Source organism: Streptomyces sp. NPDC056987 (genome assembly GCF_042673865.1).
Lineage (GTDB): Bacteria > Actinomycetota > Actinomycetes > Streptomycetales > Streptomycetaceae > Streptomyces.
Genome location: NZ_JBHURV010000033.1, coordinates 88,450 through 101,557, shown reverse-complemented (window position 1 = coordinate 101,557; position 13,108 = coordinate 88,450). Strand labels below are relative to the sequence as shown.

At 71.8% G+C, this 13,108-nt stretch carries 9 protein-coding genes; 4 read left to right on the top strand and 5 right to left on the bottom strand.

Annotation, left to right across the window (positions count from 1 at the left end; genetic code table 11):
* Positions 1-66: 66 nt before the first annotated feature.
* On the bottom strand, positions 67-1,851 hold the full coding sequence (gene aspS, locus ACFTZC_RS31210) for an aspartate--tRNA ligase (RefSeq protein ID WP_382895364.1): 1,785 nt from the start codon (positions 1,849-1,851) through the stop codon (positions 67-69).
* Positions 1,852-2,112: 261 nt separating this feature from the next.
* On the opposite strand from aspS, the gene ACFTZC_RS31205 reads away from it, so the two are divergent.
* Entirely contained in the window at positions 2,113-4,569 is a 2,457-nt protein-coding gene (locus ACFTZC_RS31205; RefSeq protein WP_382895362.1) for a SpoIIE family protein phosphatase, read from the top strand.
* Here the strand turns inward: ACFTZC_RS31205 and ACFTZC_RS31200 are convergent.
* The 3 genes from ACFTZC_RS31200 to ACFTZC_RS31190 all read right to left on the bottom strand — a co-directional run bounded on the left by ACFTZC_RS31200 (position 4,497) and on the right by ACFTZC_RS31190 (position 7,359).
* A complete protein-coding gene (locus tag ACFTZC_RS31200; RefSeq protein WP_382895360.1) occupies positions 4,497-5,603 on the bottom strand; it encodes an AI-2E family transporter in 1,107 nt (368 codons plus the stop codon). The two genes, ACFTZC_RS31205 and ACFTZC_RS31200, sit on opposite strands and share 73 nt — an antisense overlap.
* 128 nt (positions 5,604-5,731) lie before the next feature.
* Positions 5,732-6,679: a pirin family protein gene (locus ACFTZC_RS31195; protein ID WP_382895359.1), complete on the bottom strand. Its 948-nt coding sequence runs from the start codon at positions 6,677-6,679 to the stop codon at positions 5,732-5,734.
* A 206-nt stretch (positions 6,680-6,885) separates the two neighbouring features.
* A complete protein-coding gene (locus ACFTZC_RS31190; RefSeq protein WP_382895357.1) occupies positions 6,886-7,359 on the bottom strand; it encodes an SseB family protein in 474 nt (157 codons plus the stop codon).
* Between the two features lie 188 nt (positions 7,360-7,547).
* Here ACFTZC_RS31190 and ACFTZC_RS31185 point away from each other — a divergent pair, with 188 nt between their 5' ends.
* The 3 genes from ACFTZC_RS31185 (at position 7,548) to ACFTZC_RS31175 (ending at position 11,180) form a co-directional block, all read left to right on the top strand.
* Positions 7,548-9,374 (top strand): acyl-CoA dehydrogenase, encoded by a 1,827-nt coding sequence (locus ACFTZC_RS31185; protein WP_382895355.1) that lies wholly within the window; start codon positions 7,548-7,550, stop codon positions 9,372-9,374.
* Between the two features lie 136 nt (positions 9,375-9,510).
* Positions 9,511-10,845 (top strand): M18 family aminopeptidase, encoded by a 1,335-nt coding sequence (locus ACFTZC_RS31180; protein WP_382895353.1) that lies wholly within the window; start codon positions 9,511-9,513, stop codon positions 10,843-10,845.
* 116 nt (positions 10,846-10,961) lie between these two features.
* Positions 10,962-11,180, top strand: a complete 219-nt coding sequence (locus ACFTZC_RS31175) for a DUF6458 family protein (protein ID WP_382895351.1) — start codon at positions 10,962-10,964, stop codon at positions 11,178-11,180.
* Positions 11,181-11,235: 55 nt separating this feature from the next.
* On the opposite strand, the gene ACFTZC_RS31170 is transcribed toward ACFTZC_RS31175, so the two are convergent.
* Positions 11,236-13,089, bottom strand: a complete 1,854-nt coding sequence (locus ACFTZC_RS31170) for an NHL domain-containing thioredoxin family protein (protein WP_382895349.1) — start codon at positions 13,087-13,089, stop codon at positions 11,236-11,238.
* Between the last annotated feature and the right edge of the window lie 19 nt (positions 13,090-13,108).

Below are 13,108 nucleotides of genomic sequence, written 5' to 3'. Positions count from 1 at the left end.
GCCCGGACCCTCTCGGGTCCGGGCGACGCGCCTCTCGTACCAACCTGCGTACAGCGGCCCGCAGGGCTACTCGGCGGACTGGGCGCCCGGCTTCGCCACCGGCTTGCGCAGCGCGATGTTCAGCTCGCGCAGCCGCGACTCGTCCAGCTGCGTCGGCGCGCCCATCATCAGGTCCTGCGCGTTGCCGTTGAGCGGGAAGGCGATCGTCTCGCGGATGTTCGGCTCGTCCGCCAGCAGCATGACGATCCGGTCCACGCCCGGGGCGATGCCGCCGTGCGGCGGGGCGCCGAGGCGGAATGCCTTGAGCATGCCCGCGAACTCGTGCTCCACCGTCTCCCGGTCGTAGCCCGCGATCTCGAACGCCTTGAGCATCAGCTCCGGTTCGTGGTTACGGATCGCGCCGGACGACAGCTCGATGCCGTTGCAGACGATGTCGTACTGCCACGCCAGAATGTCCAGCGGATCCTTCGACTCCAGGTCGTCCAGGCCGCCCTGGGGCATCGAGAACGGGTTGTGCGAGAAGTCGATCTTCCCGGTCTCCTCGTCCTTCTCGTACATCGGGAAGTCGACGATCCAGCAGAACCGGAAGACGCCCTCGTCGAAGTGGCCGGCGCGCTTCGCGGCCTCGACCCGTACCGCGCCCATGATCTTGGAGACCTCGTCGAAGGCGCCCGCGCCGAAGAAGACCGCGTGGCCCGGGACCAGCGCCAGCCGCTCCGTGAGGACCTTGACGTCGGTCTCCGTCAGGAACTTGGCGATCGGGCCCGCCAGCGCGCCGTCCTCGCCGACCCGGACCCAGGCCAGGCCCTTGGCGCCCTGCCCGATCGCGTACTCGCCGAGGCCGTCGAAGAACTTCCGCGACTGCCCGGCCGTGTCCGGCACCGGCAGGGCCCGTACGTGCTTGCCCGCGAACGCCTTGAACTCGGAGCCCTCGAAGACGTCCGAGATGTCGACCAGTTCGAGGTTGGCCCGCAGATCGGGCTTGTCGTTGCCGTACTTCAGCATCGACTCGCGGAACGGGATGCGCGGGAACGGCGAGGTGACATGGCGGCCGCCGCCGAACTCCTCGAACAGCTCCGTCATCAGCTTCTCGATCGGCCGGAAGACGTCCTCCTGCTCGACGAAGCTCATCTCGACGTCGAGCTGGTAGAACTCGCCCGGCGAGCGGTCCGCGCGCGCGTCCTCGTCGCGGAAGCAGGGCGCGATCTGGAAGTAGCGGTCGAAGCCCGAGATCATCAGGAGCTGCTTGAACTGCTGCGGCGCCTGGGGCAGCGCGTAGAACTTGCCCGGGTTCAGCCGCGAGGGGACGACGAAGTCGCGGGCGCCCTCGGGGGACGTCGCGGTGAGGATCGGCGTCGCCATCTCGTTGAAGCCGAGGGCGGTCATCTTGTGCCGGATCGCGGAGACCACGGCCGTGCGCAGCAGGATGTTGCGGTGCATGCGCTCGCGGCGCAGGTCGAGGAAGCGGTACTCCAGGCGCCGCTCCTCGTTGACCCCGTCCTCCGCGTTGACCGTGAACGGCAGCGGCCCGGCCGCGCCGAGGATCTCGACCTCGGAGACCTCGATCTCGATCTCGCCGGTCGGCAGCTCCGGGTTCACGTTCTCGGCGCCGCGCGCGGAGACCGTGCCGTCGATGCGGACGACGGTCTCCTTCGTGAGCTTCGACAGCTCGTCGTTGGCGGGCGTGCCCGGGCGGGCGACGAGCTGCACCAGACCGTAGTGGTCGCGGAGATCGATGAAGAGGATGCCGCCCAGGTCTCGGCGATTGTGCAGCCAGCCGCTCAGCCGGACGTCGGCGCCGACGTCGGAGGCGCGGAGCTCGCCGCAGGTGTGGGACCTGTACCGGTGCATCGTCGTTTCATCCAGTCTTGGCAGTCGGAGTGGGCAGAGGCGGAGCGGGACACCCGTGGCGTGCGCGACGCATACGGGAGACACGCGCATGATGAGCCATGCGCATGATGCGCCGGGCGCCACCGGTTGGCCAAACCGGTTTGGCCGAAACGGTTCGGGAAAACCGGTTCGGAAAAACCAGCTGGGCCATAACAGGCTACCGCCCGTGTCCGACACCGCCCTCAGTGGCGTTCGCTCCGCACATATTCATAAAGTGGGACAATGCGAACCGAGGATGTCCTGGCCGCGATCGGGACCGGCCTGTGGCGCTGGGACCTCGCGTCCGGGGCGGTCACCCTCGACGCCGAGGCCGCCCGGCTCTTCGGCTGGCCCGCGGAGCCCCTGGAGACCACGAGGGCCGCGGTCCGCGCCCGCCTCCACCCCGTCGACTGGAACGAGATCGAGGGCGTCGTACGCCTCGCCGTCGCCGAGTCCACCCCCGCCGAGGTCCGGCTGCGCGTCATGGACGGCCGGAGCCGGGTCGTCCGTACGGTACGGAGCCGGGCCAGGCCCGTCGTCACCGGCCGCCCCGGCGGTGACGAGGAACTCGAACTGTTCGGTACGGTCCAGGAGGTCACCGAGCCGCGCCCCGGCACCGCCGGCGACGGCTCTATCACCGGCGACTGGCGCCGCTCCCGCGAGGCGTTCCTGCTGGACGCGGGGCGGGCGCTGGCCGAGGCGCGCTCCACCGCCGAGGTCCTGCGGGTCGCCGCGTCCCTCTCCATGCCCGGTTTCTCGCCGGACGGTCTCGCGGTCTTCGGCGTCTCCGGCAGCCCCTCCGGCGGTCCCGCGGGCCGGCGGCTGCGGATCATCGGGCACCACGGGCACGACGCCGCGGCCGTGGTCCCGTTCGAGGAGATGTCGCTCGACACCGACTATCCCGCCGCCGAGGTCATCAGGACCGGCCGCGCCATCTATCTGTCGACACCGGAGTCGTACGCGGACCGGTACCCCGCCACCTGGCAGTACGTGCGGCGCTTCGGCCGCCGCTCCTGGGCGTTCCTCCCGCTGATCGTGGCGGGCCGCACCCTCGGCACGTGGATGGCGGCCTTCAAACACCGTGTCGTCTTCTCACCGGACGAGCGCTCCGTACTGACGACGGTCGCGCGCATGCTGGCGCAGGCCCTGGCCCGCGCCGAGGCCACCGAGTCCGAGCGCGAGCTGTCGATCGGCCTCCAGCGCTCGATGATGCCGCGGCTGGGACCGGACATCCCGGGGATGACGATCGCGGCGCGGTACGTGCCGACCGGCGGCGGCCTCCAGGTGGGCGGCGACTGGTACGACATGATCCCGCTGCCGGACGGACGGCGCGATGACCGGTCGGGCGGACGGTTCGCCCTGGTCATCGGGGATGTGCAGGGCCATGACGTGCATGCGGCCGGGCTGATGGGACAGCTCAGGATCGCGCTGCGGGCGTACGCCGCGGAGGGGCACGGCCCCGACGCGGTGCTCTCCCGGGCCTCGCGCTTCCTGGCCGGGCTCCAGCACCACCCGGGGCCGGACGGAGGCGGCGCCCCGCACGGCACGGCCGGCGGACCGGGTGGACCGGCCGGGCTCTTCCCGGGGGACGCGGAGTACGGCGGCGTCCCCGACGCCCTGGCCGGGCCGCGCTTCGCGACCTGCCTCTATCTGGAGGTCGACCCGGAGACGGGCACCCTCGACATCGCCCGCGCCGGCCACCCGGACCCGGTGATCCGCACGGCCGACGGCACCGCCGTGGTCCGGCAGACCGCGGGCGGGCTGCCGCTCGGGATCGAGGCCGACTCCGACTATCCGACGACCCGGCTCCAGCTCGGCCCCGGTGAGCTGCTGATGCTCTGCACGGACGGGCTGATCGAGACGGGCGGGCACGACCTCGCGACGGGCTGGGCGCGGCTGCGCCAGGTACTGGAGCGGCGGTCCGACGACACTGACACTGACACTGACACCGGCACCGGCACCGGCACCGGCACCGGCACCGGCACCGGCACCGGCACCACGGTGCCGGACGACGCCACTGGACCCGGCGGCGGCGGTACGGAGCCGGACAGCCGTACGGAGCCGGACGGCGGCGCGGTGGCCGACGGCGGCGCGGAGTTGGAGCGGCTGGCCGACGCGCTGGTGCAGGCCGTGCACGGCCCGACCTCGCACCACACGACCGGGCCGCTCGCCGACCGCCGCGAGGACGACATCGCGCTCCTGCTGCTCGCCCGGGACCGGGCGGCGCCGTCCTCCCGTACCGCCAGGACGCCCGCCCGCAGGACCGCGCTGACCATCGCGCAGGCGGAACCGGAGCGGATCGGCGACGCCCGGCGCGAGCTCCGCGACCTGCTGCACGACTGGGCGGACGCCGAGCAGGTGGACGCGGCGGAGCTGATGGTCTCCGAGATACTGACCAACGTGCTCGTCCACACGGACGGTGACGCGCTGCTGGTGACGGAGGCGCGGGGCGAGCGCGGGACGCGCCGGCTGCGTATCGAGGTCGCGGACACCAGCGACGACCTGCCGCACCGCCGACGCCCCGGCGAGCTGGCGTCCAGCGGGCGGGGGCTGGTGCTGATGGAGATCCTGGCGGACGCGTGGGGGGTCGACCCGCGGGGCGAGGGGAAGTGCATCTGGTTCGAGCTCTACGAAGACGGCGCGGACGGCCCGGACGGCGGAGGCGGCGCGGACGAGCCCCCGGAGGAGTCCGCGGCGTAACGTTCCCGCACCTCGGAGAGGACCCCGAACGCGGCGGCCGTCAGCGGTACGGCGAGCAGCATGCCCAGAATCCCGGCGACGCTCGCGCCCGCCGTGATCGCCAGCATCACCACGGCGGGATGCATCTGCACCGTACGGCTCTGGATCATCGGCTGGAGCAGATGCCCCTCCAGCACCTGCACGGCGAGCACCACCCCGAGCGCCCACAGCCCGATCACCCACCCCCGGTCGACGACGGCGACCAGCACGGCGACGGCACCGGAGATCGCCGCGCCGAGGTACGGGATGTACGCGCCGACGAAGACCAGCGCCCCCAGCCCGACCGCGCCGGGCACCCGCAGGATCAGCAGGCCGACGGTGATGCAGACCGCGTCGATGAGCGCGATCAGGGTCGTCCCGCGCATGAAGCCCTGGACGGCCCCGAAGGCGCGGCGCGCCATCACCTCCAGGGCCCGCCCGCCCGTGCCCGGGGCGAACGCCCGCAGCGCGCGGGCGGCCCGGGGCGCGTCCCGCAGGAAGAAGAAGACCAGCAGCAGCGCGAGGACCGCGGTGGCGATCAGCTCCCCGACGACGCTGATCCCGGTGAGGACACCGGAGGCGGCGGTGGCGCCGAACTTCCCGACGAGGTCCTTGGCGTTCTTCGCCAGGTCGGCCAGCGAGGTCCCGGCGGCCCCGCCGAAGTGCCTGCTGATCTGCTCGCCGGCCTGGCGCAGCGAGGCGACGATCTGGTCCCCGGTGTCGACGAGCGCGCTGACGACGATGTACGCGGCGCCGCCGACCACACCCACGATGGCGACGCAGGTCAGGCCGGCGGCGAGCGACGCGTTCAGCCGCATCGCGACGAGCCGGCGGTAGAGGGGGCCGAGCAGGGCGGTGCCGAGCAGGGCGAGCAGGACGGGGGTGACGGCCGTCTTGAAGGTGACGCACAGCCAGATCGCGACGGCCCCGACCCCCGAGACCAGCAGCGCGACCCCGCACCACGCGGCGAGGCGCCGGGCGCTCTCGGGGAGGAGGGGGTTCGGCGGCGTGGACACCCACCCAGCCGACCACGGCCGCCGGGGCTTGTCCTGCGCTGCCCCGCCGCCCGGGTGACGCGCCGTCACCCGGCCCGGCGGGACACGGCGGCCCGGGGCCCTACGGACTCACGCCCACGGGCTTACGCCTACGAGGCGGGGACCACGCCCAGGCGGCCCGCCTGGAAGTCCTCGAAGGCCTGCTTCAGTTCGGCGTGACTGTTCATCACGAACGGCCCGTAGTGCGCCATCGGCTCCCGGATCGGCTGCCCGCCGAGGAGCACGACCTCCAGGTCCGGCGTGTGCCCGTCCTGCGTCGCGTCGGCCCGTACGGTGAGCGAGCCGCCCGCGCCGAAGACCGCCGTCTGGCCCGTACGGACCGGCCGCCGCTCGGTGCCGACCGCGCCGCGGCCGGCCAGGACGTACGCGAGGCCGTTGAAGTCCTCGCGCCACGGCAGCGTCACCTCGGCGCCGGGGCGCAGCGTGGCGTGGATCATCGTGATCGGGGTGTGGGTGATGCCGGGGCCCTCGTGGCCGTCGAGCGCGCCCGCGATCACGCGCAGGAGCGCGCCGCCGTCGGGGGACGTCAACAGCTGGACCTGGCCGCCGCGGATGTCCTGGTAGCGCGGGTCCATCATCTTGTCGGACGCCGGGAGGTTCACCCAGAGCTGGAGGCCGTGGAAGAGCCCGCCGGAGGTGACGAGGGACTCCGGCGGCGCCTCGATGTGCAGCAGCCCGGAGCCCGCGGTCATCCACTGGGTGTCGCCGTTGCGGATGGTCCCGCCGCCGCCGTTGCTGTCCTGGTGGACGAACGTGCCGTCGATCAGGTACGTGACCGTCTCGAAGCCGCGGTGCGGGTGCCAGGGGGTGCCCTTCGGCTCTCCCGGCGCGTACTCCACCTCACCCATCTGGTCCATCATGATGAACGGGTCGAGGTGCTTGTAGTCGATCCCGGCGAACGCGCGGCGCACCGGGAAGCCCTCGCCCTCGAAGCCGCTCGGCGCGGTCGTGACGGCGAGCACGGGGCGGGCCACGGCGTCGGCCGGAGCCGCCACCCGGGGCAGGGTCAGCGGGTTTTCGACGGTCACTGCGGGCATGACGGCCTCCTCAGGCTCTCGCTCACAATTTAGTTGAACGGTGAACATCTGGCAAGGCGCGATCCATTCCCGACCGCCTCCCCGGCCGCCTCCGGGCCGCCCCCAGGGAGCGAGCACGCCGACGTCAGCACGAAGAAGGGCCCGTACCGATGCGGTACGGACCCTGGTCAGGCTCGGGAAGCGGCACACGGCCGCGCGGCTGCGCGTCAGCCGTACATGCGGCGCATCGCGAAGTCGACCATCTGCTCGACCGCCTTCGCGTCGAACACCATCCGGTGCTCACCCTCCATGTCGAGCACGAAGCCGTACCCCGTGGGCAGCAGGTCGATCACCTCCGCGCCGGTGATCACGAAGTACTTCGACTCCTTGCCCGCGTACCGCCGCAGCTCCTTGAGCGTGCTGAACATGGGGATCACCGGCTGCTGCGTGTTGTGCAGCGCCAGGAACCCGGGGTTGTCGCCCCGCGGGCAGTAGACCTTCGACGTCGCGAAGATCTGCTGGAAGTCCTCGGCCTGGAGCGACCCCGTCGTGAACGCCCGCACGGCGTCACCGAGCGACGGAGGCGACGGTTCCGGATACAGCGGCTGCTCGCCGTACCCGCCCGCGCCCGCGCCGCCCATCGGCTGCTGCGGGTGCGCGTACTGCTGCTGAGCGCCCATGTTCTGGTCGTAGCCGTACATGGACGCAAGAGTACTGAGGAATGGCGCCACCGGGAGCCCCGTCTACCGCGTCACATTGCCCCGCCCGCCCCCGGTACGGGGTTGCATCTTATTACCGATGGGTAGCATCATCGATAGCTACCAACCGGTACTGGCACCCGCATGAGGGATCTGCCTTCTGCCTTCCCGATCCTTACGGAGTCGTCGCCATGGGGCACTACAAGTCGAATCTCCGCGACATCGAGTTCAACCTCTTCGAGGTCCTCGGGCGCGACAAGCTGTACGGGACCGGCCCGTTCGCCGAGATGGACGTCGAGACCGCCAAGAGCATCCTCGAAGAGGTCACCCGCCTCGCGGAGAACGACCTCGCGGAGTCGTTCGCCGAGGCCGACCGCACCCCGCCGGTGTTCGACCCGGAGACCAACACGGCGCCGGTCCCGGCCGCCTTCCGCAAGAGCTACCAGGCGTACATGGACTCCGAGTACTGGCGGCTCGGCCTCCCGGAGGAGATCGGCGGCACGACCTCCCCGCGCTCCCTGATCTGGGCCTACGCGGAGCTGCTGCTCGGCGCCAACCCGGCGGTCTGGATGTACTCCTCGGGCCCGGCCTTCGCCGGCATCCTCTTCGAGGAGGGCAACGAGGCGCAGAAGAAGGCCGCCGCGATCGCCGTCGAGCGCCAGTGGGGCTCCACGATGGTCCTCACCGAGCCGGACGCGGGCTCGGACGTCGGCGCGGGCCGCACGAAGGCCGTCGAGCAGGAGGACGGCAGCTGGCACATCGAGGGCGTGAAGCGCTTCATCACCTCCGGTGAGCACGACATGTCGGAGAACATCCTCCACTACGTCCTCGCCCGCCCCGAGGGAGCCGGACCGGGCACCAAGGGGCTGTCGCTCTTCCTCGTACCGAAGTACGAGTTCGACGGGGAGACCGGCGAGCTGGGCGAGCGCAACGGCGTCTACGCCACGAACGTCGAGCACAAGATGGGCCTCAAGGCGTCCAACACCTGCGAGCTGACCTTCGGCGACCGCCACCCCGCCAAGGGATGGCTGATCGGCGACAAGCACGAGGGCATCCGCCAGATGTTCCGCATCATCGAGTTCGCGCGGATGATGGTCGGCACGAAGGCGATCGCCACCCTCTCCACCGGTTACCTGAACGCGTTGGAGTACGCCAAGGAGCGCGTCCAGGGCCCCGACCTGGCGCAGTTCATGGACAAGGCCGCGCCCAAGGTCACCATCACGCACCACCCCGACGTACGCCGCTCGCTGATGACGCAGAAGGCGTACGCGGAAGGCATGCGCGCTCTGGTCATGTACACCGCCTCGGTGCAGGACGAGATCGCGCTCAAGGAGGCCGAGGGCGAGCCCACCAAGGCGCTGCACGGCCTCAACGACCTGCTGCTGCCCATCGTGAAGGGGTACGGCTCCGAGCGGTCGTACGAGCAGCTCGCGCAGTCCCTCCAGATCTTCGGCGGCTCCGGATACCTCCAGGAGTACCCGGTCGAGCAGTACATCCGCGACGCCAAGATCGACACCCTCTACGAGGGGACGACGGCGATCCAGGGCCAGGACTACTTCTTCCGGAAGATCGTCCGCGACCAGGGCCAGGCGCTGAACACCCTCTCCGAGGAGATCAAGACGTTCCTCGCGGTCGGCACGGGCGGTACGGAGCTGGCCCCGGCCCGCGAGGCGCTCGCCAAGGCCGCCGCCGACCTGGAGGCGATCGTCGGCACGATGCTGACCGACCTCACGTCGACGGACGAGGACGTCAGGAACATCTACAAGGTGGGCCTCAACACCACGCGCCTGCTGATGGCTTCGGGCGACGTCGTCGTCGGCTACCTGCTGCTGCGCGGCGCCGCCGTGGCCGTGGAGAAGCTGGAGACGGCCTCCTCCAAGGACGTCGCGTTCTACCAGGGCAAGATCGCGGCGGCGAAGTTCTTCGCCGCGAACGTGCTGCCGGGCGTCGCGACCGAGCGGGCGCTCGCCGAGTCCGTGGACAACTCGCTGATGGAGCTGGACGAAGCGGCGTTCTGAGCAGCTCCGCCACCCGGCCCCGGCAGGGCACCTCGACGCGCGCCGCGCGGGAGGTGCCCTGCCGTACTCCGTGCGGGAGGCGCCTCCCGCGGCACTGGCAGGGCCGGTGTCGGACCCCGTCGTTAGGGTTGAGGGCATGAGCACTTCCTCCCGCTTCGACCGCGGCCACACCGACGACCTCATGTCCTACCTCGCGGCCAGCCCGTCGCCGTACCACGCGGTGGCGAACGCCGCGGCGCGCCTGGAGAAGGCGGGCTTCCGCCAGGTGCGGGAGACGGACGCCTGGGACGGTGCGAAGGGCGGCCGGTTCGTGGTGCGCGGCGGCGCGCTCATCGCCTGGTTCGTGCCGGAGGGCGCCAAGCCGCACACCCCGTTCCGGATCGTCGGCGCGCACACGGACTCGCCCAACCTGCGGGTGAAGCCCCTGCCGGACACCGGCTCGTACGGCTGGCGCCAGATCGCGGTGGAGGTGTACGGCGGGACGCTGCTCAACACCTGGCTCGACCGCGATCTGGGGCTCGCGGGCCGGGTCAGCCTGCGCGACGGTTCGCACCGGCTGGTCAATGTCGACCGCGCGCTGCTGCGCGTCCCGCAGCTCGCCGTCCACCTCGACCGCTCGGTCAACACGGACGGCCTGAAGCTGGACAGGCAGCGGCACATGCAGCCGATCTGGGGCCTCGGGGAGACCGAGGAAGGCGACCTGATCCGCTTCGTCGCGCGCGAAGTGGGCGTGGCGGCCGAGGAGATCACCGGCTGGGACCTGATGCCGCACGCCATCGAGGCGCCGTCGTACCTCGGCCGGGACCGCGAGCTGGTGGCCGGCCCCCGGATGGACAACCTGCTGTCGGTGCACGCGGGCACGGCGGCGCTGGCCGCGGTCTCGGCGGAGGCCGGCGCCAACTCCGGCGCCAACTCCGGCTCCGGCTCCGGCAAGCCGCTGCCGTACATCCCGGTGCTCGCCGCCTTCGACCACGAGGAGAACGGCTCGCAGTCGGACACCGGCGCCGAGGGCCCCCTGCTCGGCACGGTCATGGAGCGTTCGGTGCTCGCCCGCGGGGGGACGTACGAGGACCGCGCGCGGGCCTTCGCCGGCACGGTCTGCCTGTCGTCGGACACCGGCCACGCCGTCCACCCCAACTACGGCGAGCGCCACGACCCGACGCACCACCCGCGCGCCAACGGCGGCCCGATCCTCAAGGTCAACGTGAACATGCGGTACGCGACGGACGGCAGCGGCCGGGCCGTGTTCGCCGCCGCGTGCGAGAAGGCGGGCGTGCCCTGGCAGTCGTTCGTCTCCAACAACGCGATGCCGTGCGGTACGACGATCGGCCCGATCACCGCCGCCCGCCACGGCATCCAGACCGTCGACATCGGTGTGGCCATCCTGTCGATGCACAGCGCGCGCGAGCTGTGCGGCGCGGACGACCCGTACCACCTGGCGAACGCGCTGGCGGCCTTCCTGGAGGGCTGAGCCCAGCGGCGCGAGCCGGGGACGTACGCGCCGCGGGAGTGGCTGTGCCGGTGAGGGGTACCCGAGGGGACGACGGAAACCCGGCACGACACGACTCCTGTGAAGAGGCGGGCCCCATGGGCATAGGCGGATGCATCACACTCATCGCGGTCGGCGCGATCCTGACCTTCGCGACCGACTGGGAACTCGACAGCGTCAACCTGGACCTGGTCGGCGTGATCATGATGGTGGTCGGCATCATCGGCACCGCCGTCATGACCAGCATCGCCCGCCGCCGCAGGGCGGTCGTCACTCCGGTCGCCCCGACCGTCGTGGACCGGGACGACCACTTCTGACCGGCCGCCGGCGCGTCGCGGGGGCCGACATGCCTAGTCGCGTGGCCGCCAGGCCCTACGCGTCGAGTCCGGCGAGGACGAGCCCGAGACGGTTCGTCCCCGTGTCGTCGACCACGACCGGCACACCCCAGTCCTGCTGGTGGACATGGCAGGCCGGGTACTCGTTCAGCGGGTCGTCGTCGCAGGAGGCCGCCATCGCGGAGACGTGCAGCACCCCCTCCGGGACGCCGTCGGCCAGCACCAGATCGCGGCTGAGGTCCGTACCGGCGCCGCCGCCCTCCAGCAGCAGTTCCGGCGGGGTCGCCGAGACCAGCAGCCGGGTGGACGGGCCGTAACGGGTGTCGAGCTTCTGCCCGTTCGGCGCCGTGAAGACCACGTCCAGCCGCAGCGCGCCCGGCGCGACCCCGGTCGCCGCCCGCTGCGTACGGTGCGCGACGGACTCCACGCGCACCGCCTCCTCGGGCAGCCGCAGCCGCGTCAGCCGGTGCCGCGCGGACTCGACCACCACGATGTCCTCGCCCACCAGGACGGCGTCGCTCGGCTCGCGCAGATCGGTGGCGAGCGTGGTCACCTCGCCGGTCACGCGGTCGTAGCGGCGCAGCGCGTGGTTGTACGTGTCGCAGACCGCGACCGAGCCGTCGGGCAGGGCGGTGACCCCCAGCGGGTGCTGAAGCAGGGCCTGCGCGGCGGCGCCGTCGCGGTGCCCGAAGTCGAAGAGCCCGGTACCGACAGCCGTACGCACGACGAACCCGTCCCCATCCCCGGCTCCAGCCCCAGCGTCCGTCTCGCGCTTCCGCTCCACCCACCGCAGCGCGCTGGTCTCGGAGTCCGCGATCCACAGCCGGTCGCCGGCCGCCGCGAGTCCGGACGGCTGCGCGAACCACGCCTCGGCGGCGTCCCCGTCCACCAGCCCCTCGTTGGTCGTGCCGGCCGCGGCCTCGACGGTCCCGGTGGCCGGGTCGTACGTCCAGAGCTGGTGGACCCCGGCCATGGCGATCCACACCCGGTCCGCCCACCAGGCGACGTCCCACGGCGAGGAGAGGGCCACCTCCAGGGCGGGACCCGAGGTCGGCGCCCCCTGCCACCACTGCCGGCCGGTTCCGGCGACGGTCTCGGTCACGCCGCTGACCGGGTCGTACGTACGCAGCGCGTGGTTCACGGTGTCCGCGACGATCACCCGGCCGTCGGGCAGCAGCGCCAGCCCCTGCGGCTCGCTGAAGGTGTCCGGGCCGAAGCCGCGCTGCCCGCTCCCGATCCGCCGGACGACCGTCTCGCCGTCCGCGTCCAGCTCCACGAGCTGGTGCCGGGTCGAGTCCGAGACGAGCAGACGGCCGCCGGGCAGCTCCACCGCCTTGCCCGGGAAGCGCAGATCGCTCGCGACGGGCTCCGGCGGCACGTAGGGCCCGTCACCGCGCCGCAGCGTCCCCTTCGCGGCGTGCTCGGCCTCCAGCTCCGCCACCAGCTTCGCGAGGGCGTGCGCGTGCCCTTCCCCGGCGTGCTGGGCGACGACGTACCCCTCGGGGTCGATCACGACGAGCGTGGGCCAGGCCCGTACCGCGTACTGCTTCCAGGTCGCCAGCTCGGGATCGTCGAGCACCGGGTGGTGCACCTCGTACCGCTCGACGGCGTCGACCACGGCCTGGTGCTCGGCCTCGTGCACGAACTTCGGCGAGTGGACACCGATGATCACCACGGTGTCCCGGTGCTTCTCCTCCAGCTCCCGCAGCTCGTCGAGGACATGCAGACAGTTGATGCAGCAGAACGTCCAGAAGTCGAGGATGACGATGCGTCCACGCAGGTCGGCGAGGGTGTAGGAGGTGTCACCCGTATTGAGCCAGCCGCCCTTGCCGATCAGTTCGGGGGCGCGCACGCGGGCGCGACGGGAGGGGGCGGGGGTCGCGTCGTTCATGGTTCCAGGGTGCCACTTC

What these genes read in the sequence shown, in the direction of transcription:
- aspS (WP_382895364.1), bottom strand. Translation starts at nt 1,851, where the DNA reads ATGCACCGGTACAGGTCCCACACCTGCGGCGAGCTCCGCGCCTCCGAC.
- ACFTZC_RS31205 (WP_382895362.1), top strand. Translation starts at nt 2,113, where the DNA reads ATGCGAACCGAGGATGTCCTGGCCGCGATCGGGACCGGCCTGTGGCGC.
- ACFTZC_RS31195 (WP_382895359.1), bottom strand. Translation starts at nt 6,679, where the DNA reads ATGCCCGCAGTGACCGTCGAAAACCCGCTGACCCTGCCCCGGGTGGCG.
- ACFTZC_RS31190 (WP_382895357.1), bottom strand. Translation starts at nt 7,359, where the DNA reads ATGTACGGCTACGACCAGAACATGGGCGCTCAGCAGCAGTACGCGCAC.
- ACFTZC_RS31185 (WP_382895355.1), top strand. Translation starts at nt 7,548, where the DNA reads ATGGGGCACTACAAGTCGAATCTCCGCGACATCGAGTTCAACCTCTTC.
- ACFTZC_RS31180 (WP_382895353.1), top strand. Translation starts at nt 9,511, where the DNA reads ATGAGCACTTCCTCCCGCTTCGACCGCGGCCACACCGACGACCTCATG.
- ACFTZC_RS31175 (WP_382895351.1), top strand. Translation starts at nt 10,962, where the DNA reads ATGGGCATAGGCGGATGCATCACACTCATCGCGGTCGGCGCGATCCTG.
- ACFTZC_RS31170 (WP_382895349.1), bottom strand. Translation starts at nt 13,089, where the DNA reads ATGAACGACGCGACCCCCGCCCCCTCCCGTCGCGCCCGCGTGCGCGCC.